A 22308-nucleotide genomic window follows, 5' to 3' on the forward strand; every position below is an offset into this window, starting at 1 on the left:
AAATTTAACAATTCTTAATTTATATATTCGGTTTCAATGAAATAGTTTACAATGGCTTCTTTCATTAAAATACTCTGTTCTCCAGCTTTTAAAGTTGGTAATTGTTCTTTTATGGTGTAATGTGGCCAACCGTCTTCATCTACATAATCAAATTCATAATACCCATAAGGCACTAATAATTTACAAATTGCAATATGCATTAAATCTAATTTCTGGTCTTTTTTAAAACTACGATCAAACTGCCCTAATTCTTGTAAACCAATTAAATATATTATAGCATCTAGATCTAAAGTATCGCCATCTGCAAATTGATTCGACAATTTAGTTACAACATCTTCCCATCTCGATTTTAATTCTTCGTCTCTTGACATATATTTTTTATGCTTTATCTGCAAGGTGCAAAGTTAAAAAATAGCACTGCATTTCTTGTAAACTTCTTATAAAATATGACAGATTCATTTTTAATATTATATTTGAGAAACCAACCAATTCATTATGACTTTATTAGATATTATTCTTGCAGTAATCCTCTTATTCGGACTAATACGAGGGTTTATTAACGGTCTCTTTGTTGAAATTGCATCTCTACTCGCTTTAGTTATAGGTATTTTTGGAGCGATTCACTTTAGTGCTTTTACGGCAACCCTTTTTGAGGATAAAGTAGATTGGGAAGATAATTATGTTAGTATTGTAGCCTTTGCTGTAACATTTATCGTTATTGTTTTAGTTATTGGGTTAGCTGGTAAAGCCCTAACCAAACTAGCCGATTTTGCATTTTTAGGTATGCTTAACAAACTTTTAGGAGGTGTTTTTGGATTGCTTAAACTTGGGTTAATTGCAAGTATTGCTCTAAATATTTTTGGCAACTTAAACAATACCATTCCTTTTATGGACAAAAAAGACATAGACAAATCTATACTTTACGAACCGGTATTAGCTATTTCTACAAAGCTTTATCCCGCAATTAAAGCAAAGGTAGATGAGAAGAAAAAAGATATCTTAACTAAAGATAAAGATTAATAACAGTCTAACTTAAGTTGCCCATTAGATTTATACACACTTAGCGGATATTCTAAATAGCGGTCGCATATTGTTTCAAGAACTTTAAGCACATCCTTTTGCATGGCTATAGAACCGCAAATTAAAATCACCCCTTTTTGCTTTAAAACTAATGCCACTTGTTCTGCATCGCGCTCCAATACATGCTGCACATATACTTTTGTAGACTCGTTTTGCGAATATGCTATTTCTAATTTTTTTAGTTTTCCTGTATTTAAACTATTTTCTATAAAAGGTTTATATATATCGAAAGACACAGGTTGTCTACCACCCCAATATAACTGCATATTCTGATTTGTTGCACTTTGATGAATCATTCCTACAAAGGGTGCAATACCTGTTCCGTTAGCAATCATTAAGACGTGTTTAGTGCGCTTAGAAATTCTGAACTCTTTATTTTTTATAAGTCTTGCTTTTATAACATCGTTAGGCTTTAAATTGTTTAAAAAGTTTGAACATAAACCTAGTTCTTGACGTTTAACACTTAAAAACACAGTTTGGTTTACTTTACCTACAGAATATAAACGTTCAGCACTTTTTGCTTCAGGCTGAATGGCTAATAAATCTCCAGATTTAAATCGAGGTGCTCCAAATTTAGACTTTAACACCATGGTAAACGTGTCGTCTGGATTATCGCTTGCAACAGTTTTTTCTAATACAATGAAGGTTCGTTTTCTTTTCTTCTCTTGTAAGACATCATCACCATCTAATTTAATTTGTAATCCTACTTTTTTAGACCATAAATTTATCCATTGTGTATAGGCTTCAAAAGATTTGTTATGGATGGTAAATGGAGCCAAAAGTTGAACCGCATTGGGATCTGACTGCAATAATGTGTCCACATCAAAAGCATATTTACAAAAATCTTTATATGCTAAAGACCCAAAACCAACTACTGAAAAACTATAAGCATGATCTGATGAAATTGTTTTAAAAATACTATTGAATTTATTCGCGTTTTCCGGAGCTTCACCCTGACCATATGTTGCTGTGATAACAACCAAATGTTCGCATTGTTTATAGGTAGAAAACGCATTAAGTTCGGCAATAAAACTAGATTCTCCCAACTTTAATAATTGCGCATGCAACATATTAGCATATTGCAAGGTACTTCCGTTTTCAGACCCTATTAGAATTACAAATTTTGCATTGTCTTTTTTAAACTTATTTTTTAGTTTGCCTTTACGTCGTTTAAAAGTCATTACAAAACCAGAGTACACGAAAAACAAGATATTTAAACAAGCAACAGCTAAAATTAAAGCCCAAATAATACTGCCTTGCCCTGTATGTAAATTAATACTTAACCGGGATGCAAGGGCTATAAACGGATATTTAGATTCACTTAAAATTTCACCCGTATACTGATTCACTAAAACTTCGCGATCCTGTAGTTGAAGAGTATAGCAATCTTCTACAAATTCGGAAAACGGAAATTCTACACTTCTAACATCAGAAAGTTTGGTGTCTCTAAAAATAGGTTGATTGTGTAATTCTCGTTTAGGAGTTTCGGAAATGGCATCAAAATCTACATTATGCGTTAGTGTTTCCTTTGGTAATAAATCAAACCTATATAGCGATAAATATACGCCTGTAAGTGTTATAACTACAATAGGAATTAAAGACAATCTACCCAAGACAACGTGGTAATATTGAGAAAAATTTTCATTAACTATTTTACTAAAAAAACGTTTAAAGCTACGTTGTCTTTTTACTATAAGTACGGTACCTGAAACAGCAATTAAAAACAATAAAAAAGAAGTTACCCCGATAAAAATTCGCCCTGTAGATTTTAAAAACAATGAACGATGAAAGTTTGTTGTCCATTGAAACAAAGGAGCTTTTTCTATAATATCGCCAATTTTATGACCTGTTCTAGGATCAATGTAAAAAGTTTCTGCATCTCCAGATTCTGTAATTACAACTGCAGACACAAATCCATTAGCATCAACATCGACGTTTAATATTTCAATATAATTTGCTTTTAAATGCTGAATCGTTTCAGCTAACGAAACCTCATCAAAATCTTTTACACGATACGGCTGAACCTGATTAGAAATAGGCTCGAACGCTAAAATGACCCCTGTTAATGAAGCCAACACTATAAAAACAAAAGAAGATACAGCCAATGCTAGGTGGCTATATCTCCATATTGAAATTGTCATACTTTATCTTTTAATTAGGAATCATACGTATATAACGTATAAATCCTTTACCTTCTACTTTACTTTTTACACTGGCAGATGTTAATTTAAATTGCACATCTTGTTCGTAATATTCTTGATCTTCTACAGCAGATTCAAAACGAATACTGTATCCAGAATCTATTTTTGAATCGTCTATTTCAATCACATTTATACTACGTTGTCCTCCTGCTACAGTGGCTCCTGTTATCGCATCAATATCGTTGCGTTTTTTTCCATAAAAATCAAACCAAGATGTTAAATCGTTATACCATTCATCATCATCACCTTGCATATACAAAGTTTTTTCGTACTCTCCTTCTGGATTAATTAATGAAATTACAACATATGCACCTTCGCCTGTATAATTTGTCATTTGTATCATACATTTATATTTAGATGCTGCCACAACTGGTTTAAACGCATAAAATGTAAATGCAACTAAAGCTAAAGCACAAACTGTTTTTATTACTGAAAATTTACGCATATCTTATTTTAAAAAGTTAATGTTTATGTTATTCGCTTTTAACAATTCATTCTCACTTGCTAAATCGAAGGCTGTTTCTTCAAATTCTGTAGTCACCATTTTATCGGCACCATTTTCCAATAAATACTTTAAAACTTTATCGTTCTTGGCAGACATTGCTGCTTTTAGTAAAGGTGTTATTCCTTCAGAATTTTTAGCATTAATATCTACATTATGTTTTGCAGCCAATTTAAGCAAACCTAAACCATTGTGATTTAAAGCTAAGTGATACAATGTATCTCCATTAGCTTGTGGTTTGGTAATATCTAATCCTTTAGATGTTAAAAGCTCTAATTTAGGTTTAAAATCATCTTTATTTCTTGGTGAAAACGACTCAAATAAATAAGCTGTTAAATTATTTCCATTAGCATCAACCATATTAATATTTGCACCTTGATTTAATAAATAAGATACCATCTCTGTATTATTATTTTGAACAGCTAAAGCCAATGCTGTTGCCCCTTTTTTATTAGCGGCATTAATATCTTTTAATTTGGGTTGAAGTAATTTAATTATAGCCACATCGTTAGCAGCTGCTGCTTTTAAAAATGGCGTATCTCCATTTTGATCTGACTGATTAACATCTACACCCTTTGCTAAAAAATAGGTTATAACCTCTTGGTCTTTACTTTTACCTGCTAAACCATGTAAAGGTGTTACTCCTGTTTTAGTAGTTACATTAGCCTGAATACCTTTAGATTCTAAATATTTAAAAACATCTAAACTATTCGCTGGTCCACGACCACCTGCACTAGCAAAGATCATGGCATTTCCACCGTCATTATTTAGGTTCTTATAATCTACACCTTTAGCAATTAACTGATCTAGCATATCTGTATTTCCAGATTTTGCTACATAATTAAAAATACCATTTCCGTGAGCATCCTTACTATTAAGGTCTAAACCTTTAGCTGTAAAATAGTTTATTGTAGAAAAATCTGTTGCACGTTGAGAGACTAATAACAAAGCATTTGCACCATCATGATTTACATCTGTTAATTTTAATCCGTTTGCTAAACATAGATCGTATACTTTCGTGTTTTTTTGACCACCTGTCGCAGCAAAATTCAATAAATTATAACCGTGATCATCAGAAATATCTGTTCTAGCACCTTGCTTTAATAGGTATTCCATAAGTTCTACATTTCCTTTATTAGCTGCCCAAAAGATATAAGTACGACCATCGTGAGTTAACTTATTAACATCGTTCCCTTCTTTAGAAAGTAAATATTTTATAGTAGTTATCGGCGCATCTCCTAAAATGGCAGTTGCAACAGCATCAAAACTTCTCTCATTAAGTTTTGCAGGATCATTACCTTCTTTAATTTTTAAATCAATAGTTTCAATTGTTGGATTTGTTGCCCAAAAATCGCGCTCTAAAAACACATTTGTTTGTTGTGCTTGTGTTACTACTCCTAGAGCTAAAAAGGCTCCTAAAAATGCATGTTTTAATCCTATCTTTTTCATATCTATTGTTTTACAAACGATTCTATTACAGTGTCAATATCTGCTTTATTTTGGTATTCTGTATCAGAAAACAGATATTTATATAATTGTTTATTGTCCACTTTTTCTTCTAAATTTAAATCTTTGTTTCTAGAAAACACTTCATCCCATTTAGTGCGCACCAAAGCCCATTTTGCACTTGTTTTTTTCCAATAATCTTGTGCAGCAGCACATTTACTATCGTCTACTTTAGTATAAGTATTAAATCCTTTTTCTTGAGCAATTACAACATCTTCTTTACCAGCTACACGTAACAGTTTATCGTTATCTTGATCGTGAATCCATCCTGTATTTGTTATTTCTTGACGGTTTCGTCTTAAGGTGATATTATAATCACTACGTTTTGTATATTCTCTACGTGGTAGTGGTGCAGTAGTTGTGTTTTCCCAATAGCTTTTACCATCTACATGTACCCATGAAGACGACCCTTCGTAACGCGGACTATCATCTACTTGAAATACTTTCTGAGACCATTGTCCCTTTACATCGCTTTTAGGAAGGCTTTTATAAATCCAATTATTATCGCCATTATACACATATAAATCTGTGTTTTCGTATTCCCAATCTTGTCTCCAATGTTTTACAATATGTGGACTACTAGGGTTTCCAACAATTAATAAATGCTGTAATACTATTTTTTTATCACTATCTTCAACTAGTTGCACCCACTCTAAACCTTTATCGTGCTTAACTTCTGAGGGCACGTATGTAGAATCGTTTACATAATTAAATGTTTCTGCAAAATTAAAAGTCACTTCAAAACAACCGCACATGTTTTTAATGGCGTTTTGGTCCTGTGTTTTACTTTTTTGAGCTGAAGCAGAATAAAATGTAAAACCTGTTATAAGGATTATTAATGGTACTATTTTTTTCATAATATATTATTAGTTGAAAATTCTAATTAAAAAAACTGTTCTTATTTAGACTCAATTAAAATAAGATTTTATCTTTGCCACAAATCTAAAAAAGAATGAGTCTAAATAAAAATTATATTTTACTTTTTTTAATACTACTGTCTTTTAACTTGTTAGAAGCTCAAACCCTTAAAAAAGACTCTTTAAATGTACAAACATTAAATGAAGTTGTGGTTACCGGACAATATAATCCGCAATCCATACAAAAATCTGTACATAATGTAATTGTAATTAAACGAGAACAAATAGACAATCAAGCTGCAAATAACTTGGCCGATTTACTAAACTTTAATTTAAACTTAAATGTTGTACCTAATGCCCAAACAGGTAAGTCTACCATTTCGTTTTTTGGTTTAGATGCACAATACTTTAATATACTAGTTGATAATATTCCATTAGTTAGCGATAGTGGTTTAGGAAATAATATTGATTTAACTCAAATTAATTTAGACAATGTAGAACGCATTGAAATTGTTGAAGGCGCAATGGGTGTAGAATATGGTGCTAATGCAGTGTCTGGAGTAATAAATATTATTACAAAAAAAACAATTAATAACGCTTGGGATATACAAGCTTTTGTTCAGGAAGAAACTGTTAACGATGAATACAATTGGTTTGATGAAGGACGTCACATTCAAGCCTTTAACATTGCTCATAATATTAATGAAAAATGGATGGCTCGTATAGGTTTTAACCGCAATGCTTTTGGAGGTTTTAAAAATGATAAAAAAGGCGAAGACTATTACACAAATGATGGTTTAAGAGGTTATGAATGGCTACCCAAAACACAAATAACAAGCAATGCCCTATTACATTACAATACTGAAACCTTTAAAATCTTATATAAATTTGATTATTTTAATGAAGATTTGTATTACTACGACAGCTCTGTACGATCAAATATAGATGTAGCATCTCAAACTAGTAACCCATCTGCAACAGACAGAATATATACCACAAACAGGTTTGTAAATAATTTAAATCTCTCAGGACACACCAATTCTGGAGTAAATTACACTGCAAATTTTTCATATCAGCAACAACAACGCGATCTAAATACTTTTAATTATTACATTCTCACTGAAGAGAAAACAGATAATACAGATGAAACCTACCAATCCAGTAAAGTTGCTTTCTCTAAAGGTACCATAAATAATTTAATAAAAAGTGATTTTTACAATATTCAATTAGGGTACGAAGCTAGATATATAGAAGGTTACGACACTCAAGCAACAGGATCTGAAACTCAAGAAGCCAAAACACAAAATCAGAGTAATGGTGCACTATTTGCTTCTACCGAATTAAATCTATCAGATAAGTTTTCTGTAAGACCAGGCTTACGATACGAATACAATTCTAAATTTAAATCTAAGCTACTAGGTGCTTTAAGTTCACGTTATTTATTCAATAATGGGTATGAGCTTCGAGCAAACATAGGAACATCTTATAGAACTCCAAATTTTGAAGAGCTCTACTATTACTTCGTCGATTCTAATCATGATGTACAAGGCAATGCTAATTTAAAACCTGAAAATGGTTATACTGCTTTCATCAATCTAAAAAAGAAAAGTTGGATTAATGACATCTCGCTAACTAATGCATTTAAAATTAGTTATATAGATGTTAATGATAAAATTGATTTGGCTATTGTAAACGAGTCGCCTTTACAATACCAATACATTAATATAGATGGGTATAAACTTTGGGGATTAACATCTGAAAATCGATTTCAAGCCCAACGTTGGAGTTTTAATCTAGGTGCCACTTTACAAGGAATTTCTAGAATTTTAAACAATGAAGAAAATGCTAATGATGAATTCTTATACGCCTTTCAACTAAACACAAATGTAACCTACACGATACCTAAATGGCATACCGCTATGAGTGTGTTATTTAAATACAATGGAAAACAACAAACCTATGTATCCACAGGTGTAGACACAAATGGAGATTCTCTATTTACTAAATCCACTACAGATGGCTATGGTTGGATGGATGCTTCAATAAAAAAATCATTTTTGAACAATACATTCGAAGCCACATTTGGAGGTAGAAACCTTTTAAATGTAATTAATGTAAATACCTCTGAAACCGCTAGTGACGGCGCTCACAGTACTACTAGCGATGCATTGTTATTAGGTTACGGCCGATCTTTTTATCTAAAACTATTATACAAATTAAATATTTAAAATTCAATTCAATCATGAAAAATTACCAGTTAATAACCCTTTTTACATGCCTAAGTATATTTGGCTTAACAAGTTGTTCTAGTAGCGACGATGCTACAAACGGTCCAATTGATATTACTATTGAAGGAGCAACTATTGCCCCTAATGTTGGTGGTGCCAATGAGCCCAATCAAGTGTATGTTGATTTAAGTACCAATACAACTACAGAAATTACTCGAGATTCTTGGGATTTAGGTTTCTATTCCGGATCGGATTTTAGAGTTGTAATTAATGGTTCTATTTATATGGCAACCGCAGCTCTAACAGCTACAGATATTGATGCTGTTACCGAAGATGATGCCGAAATTATCACCTTGCAAGAAAAGGTTGCTGTAGGAACTTTTGATGCTGCCAACACAGCTTATATAGATGCTCCAGATGGGGATTTATCTGAAACTGCTATTTCTGAAATATCAAGTACAGATTCAGAAAACGCAGTGTACCTTGTTAATTTAGGTTATGAGCTTTCTACAGACGAACCTGCTTTAGGAAGTGTTTCTGTAATTGGTGAAGATAGAGGATGGAAGAAAATTAAAATTACTAGAAATGGAGAGGATTACATCCTACAATATGCAGACTTAAATGCAACGTCTCATGAAGAAATTACCATTTCAAAAGACAGTAATTACAATTTTACATTTTTTAGTTTTAATACTGAAACTATAGTAAATGTAGAACCAGCAAAATCTGAGTGGGATTTAAACTTTACAGTTTTTACAAACGAAATTACAGGTTTTGGCTCTTATGGCTATACTGATTATGTAGTTAACAACTTAAAATCAGACGCTAAAGCTTACATGATTAATACGGAAGATGAAGACAACCCAACAACTTTAACTTACGATAATTTTACTTTATCTGATTTAGATACCACATTATTTACAAACGACCAACGTAATATTGGTAGTAGCTGGAGAAATGGTGGAGGCCCAGATACTTTACCGACCCTTAAAGAATCAGTATTTTACATTGTTCAGGACGCTAATGGAAATTATTACAAACTAAAGTTTTTAGCATTAACAAATGCATCTGGGGTTAGAGGCTATCCAGAATTTATTTATAGTTTACTACAATAATTTATAGAGACAAATGCCACTCGATACAAGAGTGTATTTTTTTTATTTGAGTTAAAAGCCACTCCGTTAAGAGTGGCTTTTATATTTAAATACTATATACAATTAATCCAAATGATAGATTTCCATAATATTTTCTAAAATCGCCTCAAAATCAATTTTTAAATCAATTAATTTTCCTGAATGGATATCGAAAACCCAACCATGAACTTTTACACCTCTAGATCGTATAGCTTTCTGAACTGCAGATGTTTTAATTAAATTAACACATTGCTCCTGAACATTAAGTTCTATTAGCTTATTATAGCGTTTATCTTCGTCTTCAATCGCATTTAATTCTGTGGCATGAATACGATATACATCTCTAATATTTCTTAACCACGGATTTAATAAACCTAAATCTGCCGATTGCATTGCTGCTTTTACACCTCCGCAACCATAATGGCCACAAACCACAACATGATTAACTTTTAAATGCTCTACAGCATAATCTATTACAGACATTACATTTAAATCGGTATTAGGCACCATATTGGCAATATTTCTATGCACAAAAACTTGTCCTAATTCTAGCCCCATTAATCCTTCTGCATCTACGCGACTATCTGAGCACCCTATATATAAAAACTCTGGACTTTGACCTTGACCTATCTTATTAAAATACTGATCGTCTTGAGCTAATTTATTCTTAATCCACTCTTCGTTATTTTTAAAAACATTTTTTAATACCATAATATCGACTTTAAACTGTTTATTTTGTTTTAATCCTCAAGATTTATCACTTTAAAAAACGTGCTCTTGAATGTAAATTTATAATTTTAAATTTCGTTTTAATTTAAATCTATAGAGATTATTAATGCTAAGATTTTAAATTTAAACAAAGTTAATTCTAAATACTATTGAAATAGTAGCCTTAAGTAGTTTATTTATTATGCTTAGTTATAGTAAAAATAAAATAAACTAATCAAACAACATATTCTGGTGGTGGCGAACTATGATCTATAGTACATTGAGAGTAAAAATTAAGATAGGTAACATATAAGAGCGTATTTTCTTGAATACAAAAACTCCAGTCTAAAGCATTAGTGCATGGTAAAACATCACTATATACCTTAAGTGTTTCTTTACTAATTTCTTCTTCTGTTAAATTATAAAATGTTGAAAAGCTTACATCTACTTTTAATACAATTAGTAGTGTTGGTGCAGATATAAATAATAGGAAGATGACAGAAAACAATATAGATACCAAATATTTAGACTTCAATTTTTACATTAAATTTAAATTTAATGTAAAAATAGTTATAAAAGTTTAATATCCGAACTAGTTATCCACCCCGTTTTACCATCAGAGAGCTTTATCTTTTTCCAATTGTTTACGGTGTCTAGAACCTGGACTTTAGTACCTTCATGTAATTTAAAAGCCTCTTGGCTACTTAAATTAGGTTCGCTTCTTACTTCGCTTTCTTGTGCAAATATTATAGCAGGATTATCATTTTGCTTTATATTATAGTTATGAAAGGCAAAGAATAATGCTAAAAATCCAATACATAATACAGTTAAACTTGTCGTAAAAGCAATACGTTTTTTATTAGTATATTCTGCAAAATAGTAGCTAATAAACAATACTACAAACAATATAAACATTGTAACAGCCAATATAGCCCAACCATCGAAACTCAATACACTTGTAATAGAATTAAAAAGTTTTGATATACCTACTTCAGGAACAACATCTATAGCATCAATAGTCATATTTCTAGCATAAGCTATATTATTTTTTATATCCTTATCGTTGGGTGCCAATTCTAAGGCTTTTTCAAAATAATACACACTTGGGCCTACATGATTTAATTTATAATGTGCGTTTCCTAAATTAAAAAACAACTCGCTAGAATGCATCCCACTATCTAAAATAGACTGATACTTATCTATAGCTTCAGCATATTTTCCTTCATTATAAAGTGTATTTGCCTGTTCGAAAACCGAGTTAAGATCTTGTTCTTGTGCTATAGTTACACTACTTAACAATATCATTAGTATGTATAAAACTGTTTTCATCTTAACGAATTTGTTTATCAATTAAAGAAATTGTACCTGCTGCCTTATTAAAATCTTGCTGCATAGTTTCTTGCGTAGATGGTGTATAACGTGCCAATTCACAACTTTCTAATATAGATGTAAAGTCTGTAATTACAGAACTTTCAACACCCTTATCTAATAATAATTCTTGTATTCTGTCTTTACTTAATTCGCTAGTTTCAATATGTAATTTTGCTTTTAAGTAATTGTGCAGTGCTTTTTCTAAGGCCACATAAAAAGCGTCTTTATTATTCAATGCTTTTTTAGCTTCACTTAAATATCTCTTAGCTAGTTTATCGGCTTTACGTATTTTATTTCCTGTAACATCTGCATCTCTTACTGCTTTTTGTTTTCTAAATACCATAGCTAATGGTATCAATAAAAAAGGCACAATAACAGATCCCCAAAACAACTTCGTTTTAAAGAAGTGAGATGCCACTATAGGCTCTAAATTTGTATTGGTTTTAATAAAAGCAAAATGATCTTTATTTAAAACCACAGGTTGTTTATTAGGTCCTGAAGTTGCATTTGGAGGTGTTGTTGCAATATTATTAGGACCTTGCGTAACGTCTACTACAATCTCGTCTGAACTAATACGCTTATACGTTTCTGTCTTAACATCAAAATAAGTAAAGGATATACTAGGAATTGGATATTTACCCTTATACTGTGGAACTACAGTATAATTATCTGAAATCTCACCTTGCATACCATTTAAATTTGTTTTTACATTCTCATTATGTTCTGGTTCGTAAACCTCTAGAGAGCTTGGTAAGACCACTTTAGGTAACTCAAATAATTTTAAATTTCCATTACCTGTAACCTTCACTTCTAAATTTAAAGATTCTGAGGCTTTTAATTCTGTTTTTGATGATGTTACCTTAAAATTGAAATCTCCAACAGCCCCAGTGAAATCGTCTGGACGTCCTTTTTCTGGAAGCGGTTTTACAGTAATGGTACGCTCTCCTGCAGATACTGTTTTATGAACTTGAGTCATTAATCTACCTCCAAAAATATCGCGTCTGTTAGTAGGCACATCTACCGTTAAGTCTAAACTTAGTGGTTCTATTTCTAGTTTCCCTGTTTTTTGAGGATATAACACTGTTTTTCTTAAAATTACATATCTATACGGCTCGCCTTTATAAGTTCCATTTTGAATTTTTAACCCTTTAATATCAATATTCTGACTCCAAAAATCGCTGTATTTTGGACTATTTATTTCTCGCCAATTACTTACTCCTGTTTCTGTAGACACATATAGTTTATAAATAACAGTAATGGCTTCATTTAAATAGGGGTTTGCTTTAGAAACTTCGGCAACCAAATGTATATTTTCTGAGGCTACATAATCTGCATTATTGCCATCTTTAGGTTTACTTACGGCAGAAGTTACACTAATTTTAATTGGTGAAGTTTTATACAGTTCACCATCAATCTCAATAGTGGCTTGACTTAATGTAAAATTTCCTTGACTTTTTGGTGCTAAAAAATAAGAATATGTTTTTTTAAATTGAGACACGCCATTAACCCACGATTTACTTACCGATTGATTTGGTCCGCCTACAACAGTGAAATTTGAGAAGCTTGGCGGATTAAAATTATCGCCATCTTGATTCATTTCAAAATCTACTCGCAGTCTTTCATTTATACCTAGTTTTGTTTTACTCACTTTCGCTTCAAACTTAACTTGTGCAAAAGTTATGCTTGAAACCAACAAAACTAAAACTGTAACTATGTGTTTTATCCTTTTCATTTTAAATTCATTCTAAAAAAACAAACTACCAATCTTTATCGGTTTTAACGCGTTCACCTTTTTGTTTCTCAGCATTGATTTTTTCTTGAACTTTCTGTTCCTGATTATTCATGGCCTCTAACAAGTTTTTAATTTGTTGGGGAGACATTTGTCCTTGCTGTGGTTTTGGCTGCTGAGGCTGTTCTTTTTTATCCTGATCTCCTTCTCCGGGATCTTGTTTATCGTCTTTAGGCTTTCCATCTTCATTCTCGTCCTGATCGCCTTGATCTTTATCTTGGTCGCCTTCATCCTGTTTATCCTGATCTTTATCTTCGCCCTCGTCCTGTTTATCTTCGTTGTCTTGGTCTTTATTGTCTTGATTCTGATCCTGGTTTTGATCTTGATTATCTTGATTCTGGTCTTGATTATCGTCTTGATTATCATCGTTATTTTGATTTTGCTCTTCTTGCTCTTTAGCACATTCTTTAGCTAAACCAAAATTATAACGTGTTTCTTCGTCTGACGGATCGTTTCTCAATGCATTTTTATAGGCTTCAACCGCTTCTTTACACTTTTTATTTTGCATTAAAATATTTCCGATATTGTGAAATGCTTTATGCTTTTCTGCACGATCGGTTGCTTTATTAGCTGCTTCTTGTAATCTGTAAAGCGATTCTTCAAAGTTTCCTTTTTTATAATATGCAGTACCTAAATTATAAATACCAGAAACGTTAGATTGTTCTTCAGAAATTGCTTTTCTGTATTCCATTTCTGCTGCTACATAATCTTCGCCTTGGATTTTCTCATTCCCTTCAAAAACAAAATTATTAGCCTGTCTTTTAGCCTCAAGAAGTGCTTCGTTATCTTCTTGTGCCGCAGATAAAATTGTACTTAAGGCAATACATATTAACACAATACTTTTCATAGCATACATTCCAAAATCTTCTAATAATACTAATTTTTTAGTTTTTACTATCATAAGTTTTCGTTAAATAAGTTTAACTTCTTTAACCAGCCAGTTTTACGTTCTAGTAAGAAAATATCTATAAATAAAAGGAAAATTGCTAAAGCTACAAACCATTGAAATTGATCTTTATAATCAGCAAATTGTTTGGCTTCAAATTCTGTTTTATCCATACCGTTAAGAATATCTCGAATTTGATCTACAACTTCGCTAGTTTGTCTACCATTTATGTATACACCATTGGCTTCATTTGCAATATTTTGAAGTGTTTCTTCGTTAAGTTTTGTAATTACGGTTTCTCCATTGCTATCTTTTTTATAATTCATAACAATACCATTTCGTTTTTCAGGAATGGGTCCACCTTTTACGTCTCCAACTCCAATAGTAAAAATTCTGATGCCTTCATCTGCAGCTTCTTCGGCAACTTGAGCAGCGACTTCACTATGGTCTTCTCCGTCTGAAATTATAATAAGTACACGATTGGTTTGCTCGGCATCATCATAATACGTTTTAGCCAAATTAATAGCTTCATTTATAGCAGTTCCTTGAGAAGACATCATGTCTGTATTCATATTCTGAAGAAACATTTTTGCAGAAGCATAATCTGTCGTAATAGGCAATTGCGGAAAAGCTTTCCCTGCATAAGCAATTATACCCACACGATCACTTGCTAAATTATTTATAATTTGTGTAACTAATTGTTTTGCTTTTTCTAATCGATTAGGCGCAATATCTTCGGCCAACATACTTTTAGAAACATCTACAGCAAACACTATATCTACGCCTTCACGCTTAACCGTTTCTAATTTTGTTCCTACTTTAGGGTTTACCAATGCTATGGCTAAAGCAGCAAATGCTAAACACATTACTACTAATTTTAAAACTGATTTAAATACCGATCTGTTTGGACTTAACCGCTTTAAAAGTGCTTTATCTGCGAATTTTTTTTGAGTATGGCGTTTCCATAATTGCAGCACCAAATAGATGATTATAATCACCGGAATGACACCTAATGCCCAAAACCATATTTTTTCTTCTAATTGAAACATCTATTATATAAAACTTTTAAATAGTGTAGATCTAAGTAAAATTTCAAGTAATAATAATAGTCCTGCCAATAAAACTAACGGACGAAATTTTTCTTGATAATTGTAATACTTAAACTCTTCGATATCTGTTTTTTCTAGCTTATTAATTTCTTCGTAAATTTCTTCTAGCTTTTTATTATCTGTAGCTCTAAAATATTTACCTCCTGTAACATTAGCAATATCTTCTAATAAGGCTTCGTCTATCTCTACTTGTACACGCCCATATTGAAAACTTCCGTTAGGTAAAATACCTATTGGAGATAATGCCATACCGTTAGACCCTAAACCAATGGTATACGTTTTAATACCAAATTCTACTGCCATTTCACTTGCAATTTTAGGATCAATAAAACCGGAGTTGTTAACACCATCTGTAAGTAAAATAATAACTTTACTTTTGGCTTTACTATCTTTTAAACGGTTAACGGCAGTTGCTAATCCCATACCAATTGCGGTACCTCCTTCAATAATATTATTATATTTAATATCGTCTAAAGATCTAATTACAATACCTTTATCACTTGTAATTGGAGTTCTTGTGTAACTTTCTCCAGCATATTCTACTAAACCTATTCTATCACTCGGACGTTCTTTAATAAACTCAGATGCTACATCTTTTAAAGCCTCTAAACGGTTAGGCTTTAAATCTTTTGCCAACATACTTGCCGAGACATCTATAGCCATTACAATATCTATACCTTTAGTTGTATTAGTTCTAGACGAGACATCTACAGTACGTGGTCTAGCCAAAGCTGTAATTAATAATGCTAAAGCCAATAAGCGTAATGCAAACAATAAGTGTTTTAATTTTGGTAACCATGAATTAGTAACCTTAAACCCCTTAATGCTAGACATTTTTAACTCGGCATTCTGCTTGTTTTGTTTAAAAACATACCACACAATTGCTAATGGCAGTAATAATAGCAACCAGAATACCTCCTTGTTTAAAAATTCTATACCTTCAAACATTATTCTGCTTTATTTAGTTCTACGGAATTTACAATACGATCAGCCATTTCTTGAGCATATACATCGTCGTTTTTCCATGTAATTATAATTTCTTGTAATACGTTTTGTTTGGTAAAATGAAGCATAATATAATGTCCAGACACGTAATTATCTGAATTACCTACAGGAATATGTCCGTTACCAAAGGTTTTTAAACCATGAGCTCCATTAGGTGTTGTAAACTCTTCTTGTTTTACCGTAATATCTGTTACCTTGTTAAGTTCAAATTGTTTTATAGCGCGTTCTGCTGCTTCAGTTAACTCAATACCCTGATTCTCCTGTGGCTGCTGTCCTGCACTTTGAGGAGCTTGTGGATTTTGAGCTACTGTTTTTAAAGTCGATACAGTTACACTGAAATTATCTTGAAGGGTTCCAAAACCAAATTTTGTGCTATGAATTTTATCTTTTAATTCGTCTGGAACTGGTGTTTCTAAACGCGCTAATACTTCTGGAGTTGATATTGTTATTGGCGGATAACCATATGCACTACGCACCCATTTTCCTTCTAACAACTGTTTAGTCTCTACGCCTAACAGTGTATCTTTAGTATAATTAAATCCGTATTTAAAAACAAAACCTGCAAAAACCAATGCAATTACTCCAAGTCCTGCCGCAACAGAAATCATGATTTTTCTGCGCTTCTTTTTACGTTCTTGCGCTTCTTTATATTGCTGATTTAAAAGTTTTTCTTCTTCGTCTGGTTCTGGAAGCACTTCTTTTACGTGATCAATTTCAGAAGCAATGGTTTGCTTATCTATTTCGGCCAGTGCAATATCTGGCGCAGATTTAGCGAATTTTACCAAATCGGCACGTTTTAAAATGCTTTCAATATTTTTAATTGTGTCTTTACTAAAATCAATCTGATTGCCTTCTTTTAATAAATGCAATCTGTTTACTAGCTCGTCTGTAGTACTTTCTAAAGCTCTATCGTAAACTTTTTCGTCTAAATACTTACGAAGCACTAAAGTTAACTCTGAGTAGTATTCTTTAATTTCTTCCTGAACTAACAACTGACTTTCATCTAGTTTTTTAAGTGCTAATTTAGCTCGCTCATACGGCGGCAATAATGCAATTTCTTCTTCTTCTGTTAAGGGCTTTTTTCTCCAAATAAACCAATATAGAAGTGCACCAATTATAATTAAACCTAAAAGAATGTAGAGTGGTAATTTCCACCAGTTATTATTCATTTTTTCAACCTCTATAAGAGGCTTAATATCGTAAAGACCTTGTTTTGTAGAATCTACAACAATATCTCTAATTTCAACCTGTAACGAGTCTGTTTGAAAAGTTTTATCGGCAATTACTATTTTTTGTACCGGTATAGTATAGTGTCCAGAATCGAACTGTGTAAGTCCGTATTTTTTTATTAAGTTATACTTATCGCTTAATTTAGTAGTATCTACAGGATATGAGTGTATCATTTCTAAGGGCGTAAAAGTTTGCCCTTCAGGAAAGACCACTAAATTTGTAGTGTCTGTTTCTACTTCAATTTTATAAGTAATTTGTGCTCCTATTTTTACTGAGGTAGAATCTATTCCAGAGGTTACATTTTGTGCATAGATAACACCAGAAAATAGACCGAATACAAAGAGTAAACACAGGCTTTTCTTAAATTGATTCAATATTGGGAATTTAAATATTTTCATAATTATACAAGATTATCATCTGCGTTTAAAATAGCCTAGTAATTTTTTTACATAGCTTTCGTCTACACGACAATCTATAGTTCCTGCTCCAGATTTTGCGAAGCTATCTTTATAATAATTTACTTTTTCTTGATAATATTTACTGTAATTTGTTCTTACCGTTTTAGACGACGTGTTCACGAGTATTAGCTCTCCTGTTTCCTCGTCTTGCATTTGTACCACACCTAAATTAGGGATACTTTCTTCATGTTTATCATACACTCTAATTCCGGTCACATCGTGGCGACCTGAAGCTATTTTTAACGTCTGTTTATATTCGTCTGCAATAAAATCTGACAACACAAAAACGATGGCTCGTTTTTTCATTACGCTAGACAAAAACTTAAACGCTTCAACGATATTAGTCTCTTTGCTTTTAGGTTTAAACTCTATAAGTTCACGAATAATTCTTAATACATGTGAGCGTCCTTTTTTTGGTGGAATGTAAAGTTCTACAGTATCAGAGAATAAGACCAGACCTATTTTATCGTTATTTTGTGTTGCCGAAAAGGCCAGAGTAGCAGCTATTTCGGTAACAATCTCGTTTTTAAATTGTTGCTCTGTACCAAATAATTCAGATCCAGATACATCAACCATAAGCATCATGGTTAATTCTCTCTCCTCTTCAAAAACTTTAATATAAGGCTCATTATATCGGGCAGTGACATTCCAATCTATATTACGAACATCATCACCGATTTGATACTGACGCACCTCACTAAATGTCATACCACGACCTTTAAAGGTAGAATGATATTCTCCTCCAAAAATATGATTAGACAAACGGCGTGTCTTAATCTCAATTTTTCGTACTTTTTTTAGTAATTCTTTAGTGTCCATGCTTCAATTTACGATAGTGAATTTTTGATTTATGATAGGTACCATAAACCGTATTTCTTTAGTCTTAAATTAAACTACTATGGCACTTCAATTTCATTAACAATCTTACTAATAATATCTTCTGAAGTTATATTTTCTGCTTCTGCTTCATAAGTAATTCCTATTCTATGACGTAAAACATCGTATACAACAGCACGTACATCTTCTGGAATAACATAACCACGACGTTTTATAAAAGCGTAACATTTAGCAGCTGTTGCTAAGTTAATACTACCACGAGGTGACGCTCCAAAAGAAATTAAAGGTTTTAAATCTGCTAATCTATATTTTTCCGGGTAACGTGTTGCGAAAATAATATCTAGAATATATTTCTCAATTTTTTCGTCCATGTATACCTCTCTTACAGCTTCTTGAGCTTTTAAAATTTGTGATACAGAAACCACTGGATTTACTTTCTCATAAGTACCTCTTAAATTAGCACGAACAATAAGTTGTTCTTCGTCTAATTTAGGGTAATCAATAACCGTTTTTAACATAAAACGGTCTACTTGTGCTTCTGGTAACGGATAAGTTCCTTCTTGCTCTACTGGGTTTTGAGTTGCCATTACTAAGAATGGTTTATCTAATATAAACGTTTCATCTCCAATAGTTACCTGCTTTTCTTGCATTGCTTCTAATAAAGCCGATTGTACTTTTGCAGGTGCTCTGTTAATCTCATCTGCTAATACAAAATTTGCGAAAATTGGTCCTTTTTTAATAGAAAAGTCATTCTCTTTAATGTTATAAATTAGAGTTCCTACTACATCTGCAGGTAATAAATCTGGTGTAAATTGCACACGACTAAAACTACCATTTATAGCTTTAGACAATGTATTAATGGCAAGTGTTTTTGCCAATCCAGGCACCCCTTCTAAAAGGATATGTCCTCGACCTAACAATCCAATAAGTAAACGTTCCACCATGTGTTTTTGCCCTACGATTACTTTGTTCATTTCTAATGTAAGTAAATCGACAAAAGCACTTTCTCTTTCTATCTTTTCGTTGATTGATTTAATATCAACAGTACTGGTATCCTCCATATTCTATTTTTTAAAAACTCGAATTTAGTAAGCATTTTTAATGCCTTGCAAATTGTTAAAATTTTCCGTGTTTAGCTGTTAATAATTGGTTAAAAATTAAAGATTATGCCTTAATTAAGATTTTCGATGATAAAAATAAAATTTACAATCTAAATACTTCTAGAATTTGTTAATTATTAACGTACACTCTGGTATATTTTAAAGTCTATTAAGTATTTTTATAAAAGAATTTATTAAATAAACACAATATGAACTCCAAAATAGCACTAATTACTGGTGCCACAAGCGGCATAGGAAAAGCTACAGCATATGAATTTGCAAAACACAATATTAAATTAATTCTTTGTGGTCGCAGACAAGACCGTTTAGACGCCATACAAAAAGAGCTTGAAAACCTAACAGACATATATACCTTAAATTTTGATGTCAGAGATAAGAAATCCGTACTACATGCTATAGATTCACTTCCAGAAGCTTTTAGCAACATTAATATCTTAATAAATAACGCAGGAAATGCTCATGGTTTAGACACTATACAAGACGGTGATCTTGAAGATTGGGATGCTATGATGGACATTAATGTAAAAGGTGTACTATATGTAAGTAAAGCAATTATGCCAAAAATGGTTGCCAACAAATCTGGACACATTATTAATATTGGTTCTTCAGCTGGAAAAGAAGTATACCCAAAAGGTAATGTATATTGCGCCACTAAACATGCTGTGCTAGCCATTACAGAAGGCATGCGCATAGATATGAATCCTTACGGAATAAAAGTTGGTGCAGTTAACCCGGGATTGGTTGAAACCGAATTCTCAAAAGTGCGTTTTAAAGGCGACCCAAAAGCAGATCTTGTTTACAAAGGGTTTAAAGCTTTGCAACCACAAGATGTTGCTGAGATTATTTATTTTGTAATAAGCAGACCACACCATGTTAATATTGCAGATTTACTAGTATTTCCAACTGCACAAGCCAATTCTACTACCGTAAAAAAAGACTAACATGATCAATAAGCGACTTCTTATTAAAAACCTATTAGCACATAATGATGAAAATAGCTTTTATGATAAAAAGCGCAAGATAAACATAAGCGAAAAAGAAGGTAAAGCCAAATTTCTTAAACATGTCTGTGCGTTATCTAATAGCAACCCTAATAACAATTCTTACATTGTAATTGGTGTTGAAGACGATGACAATGAAATTATTGGAGTAGATTTTTTTGACGACAGTAAGATTCAAAATTTAATTAATGCTTATCTTACCTATCCTCCAATTGTACAATACGAAAACATTCCTTTTCCTAGTTTACCCAATCATAAAGTTGTTGGGTTAGTAACCATACGTGCAAATAATAAAATTACTTCATTAAGAAAAAACATTTGGAAATATTATGGTGGCGCAGTTTTTTTTAGAGATGGCAGTATAAGCATGCCTAAAGCTTACGATATTAACATAGAGGATGTGAATTCTAAAATTGTTGAATCTATTGAAAATCACGCACAAAATAACATTGAATATACATTAAATGGAGTGTTCGATTTTTTTAATTCTAGAAAAAACTACCATCCAGAATATCGAGTGTTTAAAGAATATTTTGTAGTCTGTTGGGCAGGACAAAAAAAAGTGGTTAAAAACAACACCTATTATTCTAGAGTAGATATTGAGTTAATAAATGAGCAAGTTCGTTTATTCTATTCGGCTTTAGACGAAGTATCCATCACCATTACAGAAGACACTTTTAATATCATTGAATACGTACATTTAGGACTACAAGATTCTTACAATTATTACCCCTTAGAAAAAACAACTATTCGTTTTAAAGATAATGCCAGTTATCATATAAACACTAAATTACTATTTGAACCTCCACAATACGACAAGAAAATTCTGCACCACATTTACAATACCAATAATGCAATTATAGATAAGTTAAAAAAAGGCTTAGCCCTTACATCTTCTGAACAAAAAGACATTAAAAACTTACCGGCTACCTATTTAATATGTTATTTAAACAATTTCCCAGAAGCCATCAATAAACTTAATATAGCTAAACCCTATTTAAAAGCCTATAGCTTAGAAGTGTATATTATTTACAAAGAAACCTTACGAATCTTGCGTAAAGTAAAATATAACTAAATTTTAAACATACAGCAAAAACTACCAAGTATGTGTTTTTTTAAACCAATTATATAATTCAACACAAACAATACTAATAAGATAATATCTTTGACCCGCTATTAGTCAATACCAAAATCTAACTTTTTTCTCCCAATACATTTGGCATTGAAAAAATGTTATTTTTTGAGACTTAAAAACCGACTAACCTATTAGTCGGTTTTTTAATTTT

Annotated in this window: 20 protein-coding genes; 5 read left to right on the top strand and 15 right to left on the bottom strand. The window is 31.9% G+C overall.

Features of this window, described 5'->3' with window-relative positions; all coding sequences use genetic code 11:
* Window positions 1–14 precede the first annotated feature (14 nt).
* On the bottom strand, window positions 15–371 hold the full coding sequence (locus FNB79_RS03255; protein ID WP_143379938.1) for a hypothetical protein: 357 nt from the start codon (window positions 369–371) through the stop codon (window positions 15–17).
* A gap of 124 nt (window positions 372–495) precedes the next feature.
* On the opposite strand from FNB79_RS03255, the gene FNB79_RS03260 reads away from it, so the two are divergent.
* The gene (locus FNB79_RS03260) at window positions 496–1020 is read left to right on the top strand and encodes a CvpA family protein (protein ID WP_143379939.1); all 525 of its coding nucleotides are present in this window, start codon (window positions 496–498) and stop codon (window positions 1018–1020) included.
* On the opposite strand, the gene FNB79_RS03265 is transcribed toward FNB79_RS03260, so the two are convergent.
* The 4 genes from FNB79_RS03265 to FNB79_RS03280 are packed head-to-tail and all read right to left on the bottom strand — an operon-like array spanning window position 1017 to window position 6146.
* Complete coding sequence (locus FNB79_RS03265) at window positions 1017–3221, bottom strand: PepSY domain-containing protein (RefSeq protein WP_143379940.1); 2205 nt, start codon at window positions 3219–3221, stop codon at window positions 1017–1019. The two genes, FNB79_RS03260 and FNB79_RS03265, sit on opposite strands and share 4 nt — an antisense overlap.
* Before the next feature lie 10 nt (window positions 3222–3231).
* The gene (locus FNB79_RS03270; RefSeq protein ID WP_143379941.1) at window positions 3232–3726 is read right to left on the bottom strand and encodes a DUF2271 domain-containing protein; all 495 of its coding nucleotides are present in this window, start codon (window positions 3724–3726) and stop codon (window positions 3232–3234) included.
* A 3-nt stretch (window positions 3727–3729) separates the two neighbouring features.
* Complete coding sequence (locus FNB79_RS03275) at window positions 3730–5232, bottom strand: ankyrin repeat domain-containing protein (RefSeq protein WP_143379942.1); 1503 nt, start codon at window positions 5230–5232, stop codon at window positions 3730–3732.
* Between the two features lie 2 nt (window positions 5233–5234).
* On the bottom strand, window positions 5235–6146 hold the full coding sequence (locus tag FNB79_RS03280; protein ID WP_143379943.1) for a DUF6607 family protein: 912 nt from the start codon (window positions 6144–6146) through the stop codon (window positions 5235–5237).
* Between the two features lie 95 nt (window positions 6147–6241).
* Here FNB79_RS03280 and FNB79_RS03285 point away from each other — a divergent pair, with 95 nt between their 5' ends.
* A complete protein-coding gene (locus FNB79_RS03285; protein WP_143379944.1) occupies window positions 6242–8374 on the top strand; it encodes a TonB-dependent receptor plug domain-containing protein in 2133 nt (710 codons plus the stop codon).
* A 14-nt stretch (window positions 8375–8388) separates the two neighbouring features.
* On the top strand, window positions 8389–9489 hold the full coding sequence (locus FNB79_RS03290; protein WP_143379945.1) for an HmuY family protein: 1101 nt from the start codon (window positions 8389–8391) through the stop codon (window positions 9487–9489).
* A 102-nt stretch (window positions 9490–9591) separates the two neighbouring features.
* Here the strand turns inward: FNB79_RS03290 and FNB79_RS03295 are convergent, their stop codons facing one another.
* The 10 genes from FNB79_RS03295 to FNB79_RS03340 all read right to left on the bottom strand — a co-directional run bounded on the left by FNB79_RS03295 (window position 9592) and on the right by FNB79_RS03340 (window position 19961).
* Window positions 9592–10218, bottom strand: coding sequence for a carbonic anhydrase (locus tag FNB79_RS03295; protein WP_143379946.1), 627 nt, complete (start codon window positions 10216–10218; stop codon window positions 9592–9594).
* Between the two features lie 232 nt (window positions 10219–10450).
* Window positions 10451–10750 carry a hypothetical protein gene (locus tag FNB79_RS03300; RefSeq protein ID WP_143379947.1) on the bottom strand — a complete coding sequence of 100 codons (300 nt, stop codon included), beginning with the start codon at window positions 10748–10750 and terminating at the stop codon, window positions 10451–10453.
* Window positions 10751–10785: 35 nt separating this feature from the next.
* A complete protein-coding gene (locus FNB79_RS03305) occupies window positions 10786–11544 on the bottom strand; it encodes a tetratricopeptide repeat protein (RefSeq protein WP_143379948.1) in 759 nt (252 codons plus the stop codon).
* Between the two features lies 1 nt (window position 11545).
* Window positions 11546–13318: a BatD family protein gene (locus tag FNB79_RS03310; protein WP_143379949.1), complete on the bottom strand. Its 1773-nt coding sequence runs from the start codon at window positions 13316–13318 to the stop codon at window positions 11546–11548.
* A gap of 25 nt (window positions 13319–13343) precedes the next feature.
* On the bottom strand, window positions 13344–14276 hold the full coding sequence (locus tag FNB79_RS03315; RefSeq protein WP_246073324.1) for a tetratricopeptide repeat protein: 933 nt from the start codon (window positions 14274–14276) through the stop codon (window positions 13344–13346).
* Window positions 14273–15310: a vWA domain-containing protein gene (locus FNB79_RS03320; protein ID WP_143379950.1), complete on the bottom strand. Its 1038-nt coding sequence runs from the start codon at window positions 15308–15310 to the stop codon at window positions 14273–14275. Before FNB79_RS03320 ends, FNB79_RS03315 begins: the two co-directional genes overlap by 4 nt.
* A gap of 3 nt (window positions 15311–15313) precedes the next feature.
* Window positions 15314–16318 (bottom strand): VWA domain-containing protein, encoded by a 1005-nt coding sequence (locus FNB79_RS03325; protein WP_143379951.1) that lies wholly within the window; start codon window positions 16316–16318, stop codon window positions 15314–15316.
* Window positions 16318–18003 carry a hypothetical protein gene (locus FNB79_RS03330; RefSeq protein WP_246073325.1) on the bottom strand — a complete coding sequence of 562 codons (1686 nt, stop codon included), beginning with the start codon at window positions 18001–18003 and terminating at the stop codon, window positions 16318–16320. Before FNB79_RS03330 ends, FNB79_RS03325 begins: the two co-directional genes overlap by 1 nt.
* Window positions 18004–18018: 15 nt before the next feature.
* Window positions 18019–18882 carry a DUF58 domain-containing protein gene (locus tag FNB79_RS03335; protein ID WP_143379952.1) on the bottom strand — a complete coding sequence of 288 codons (864 nt, stop codon included), beginning with the start codon at window positions 18880–18882 and terminating at the stop codon, window positions 18019–18021.
* A 77-nt stretch (window positions 18883–18959) separates the two neighbouring features.
* Window positions 18960–19961, bottom strand: coding sequence for an AAA family ATPase (locus tag FNB79_RS03340; RefSeq protein ID WP_143379953.1), 1002 nt, complete (start codon window positions 19959–19961; stop codon window positions 18960–18962).
* Window positions 19962–20209: 248 nt separating this feature from the next.
* On the opposite strand from FNB79_RS03340, the gene FNB79_RS03345 reads away from it, so the two are divergent.
* Together FNB79_RS03345 and FNB79_RS03350 are read left to right on the top strand one after the other, a co-directional pair.
* Window positions 20210–20962, top strand: coding sequence for an SDR family NAD(P)-dependent oxidoreductase (locus FNB79_RS03345; protein ID WP_143379954.1), 753 nt, complete (start codon window positions 20210–20212; stop codon window positions 20960–20962).
* A 1-nt stretch (window position 20963) separates the two neighbouring features.
* Entirely contained in the window at window positions 20964–22097 is a 1134-nt protein-coding gene (locus FNB79_RS03350) for an ATP-binding protein (RefSeq protein ID WP_143379955.1), read from the top strand.
* The last annotated feature ends 211 nt before the right edge of the window (window positions 22098–22308 follow it).

This window comes from Formosa sediminum (assembly GCF_007197735.1).
GTDB lineage: Bacteria > Bacteroidota > Bacteroidia > Flavobacteriales > Flavobacteriaceae > Formosa > Formosa sediminum.

Coding starts and splice junctions, on each gene's coding strand:
- FNB79_RS03335 (WP_143379952.1), bottom strand. CDS start 18,882: ATGGACACTAAAGAATTACTAAAAAAAGTACGAAAAATTGAGATTAAG.
- FNB79_RS03315 (WP_246073324.1), bottom strand. CDS start 14,276: ATGATAGTAAAAACTAAAAAATTAGTATTATTAGAAGATTTTGGAATG.
- FNB79_RS03340 (WP_143379953.1), bottom strand. CDS start 19,961: ATGGAGGATACCAGTACTGTTGATATTAAATCAATCAACGAAAAGATA.
- FNB79_RS03345 (WP_143379954.1), top strand. CDS start 20,210: ATGAACTCCAAAATAGCACTAATTACTGGTGCCACAAGCGGCATAGGA.
- FNB79_RS03290 (WP_143379945.1), top strand. CDS start 8,389: ATGAAAAATTACCAGTTAATAACCCTTTTTACATGCCTAAGTATATTT.
- FNB79_RS03320 (WP_143379950.1), bottom strand. CDS start 15,310: ATGTTTCAATTAGAAGAAAAAATATGGTTTTGGGCATTAGGTGTCATT.
- FNB79_RS03310 (WP_143379949.1), bottom strand. CDS start 13,318: ATGAAAAGGATAAAACACATAGTTACAGTTTTAGTTTTGTTGGTTTCA.
- FNB79_RS03265 (WP_143379940.1), bottom strand. CDS start 3,221: ATGACAATTTCAATATGGAGATATAGCCACCTAGCATTGGCTGTATCT.
- FNB79_RS03255 (WP_143379938.1), bottom strand. CDS start 371: ATGTCAAGAGACGAAGAATTAAAATCGAGATGGGAAGATGTTGTAACT.
- FNB79_RS03270 (WP_143379941.1), bottom strand. CDS start 3,726: ATGCGTAAATTTTCAGTAATAAAAACAGTTTGTGCTTTAGCTTTAGTT.
- FNB79_RS03350 (WP_143379955.1), top strand. CDS start 20,964: ATGATCAATAAGCGACTTCTTATTAAAAACCTATTAGCACATAATGAT.
- FNB79_RS03330 (WP_246073325.1), bottom strand. CDS start 18,003: ATGAAAATATTTAAATTCCCAATATTGAATCAATTTAAGAAAAGCCTG.
- FNB79_RS03285 (WP_143379944.1), top strand. CDS start 6,242: ATGAGTCTAAATAAAAATTATATTTTACTTTTTTTAATACTACTGTCT.
- FNB79_RS03280 (WP_143379943.1), bottom strand. CDS start 6,146: ATGAAAAAAATAGTACCATTAATAATCCTTATAACAGGTTTTACATTT.
- FNB79_RS03260 (WP_143379939.1), top strand. CDS start 496: ATGACTTTATTAGATATTATTCTTGCAGTAATCCTCTTATTCGGACTA.
- FNB79_RS03305 (WP_143379948.1), bottom strand. CDS start 11,544: ATGAAAACAGTTTTATACATACTAATGATATTGTTAAGTAGTGTAACT.
- FNB79_RS03275 (WP_143379942.1), bottom strand. CDS start 5,232: ATGAAAAAGATAGGATTAAAACATGCATTTTTAGGAGCCTTTTTAGCT.
- FNB79_RS03295 (WP_143379946.1), bottom strand. CDS start 10,218: ATGGTATTAAAAAATGTTTTTAAAAATAACGAAGAGTGGATTAAGAAT.
- FNB79_RS03325 (WP_143379951.1), bottom strand. CDS start 16,318: ATGTTTGAAGGTATAGAATTTTTAAACAAGGAGGTATTCTGGTTGCTA.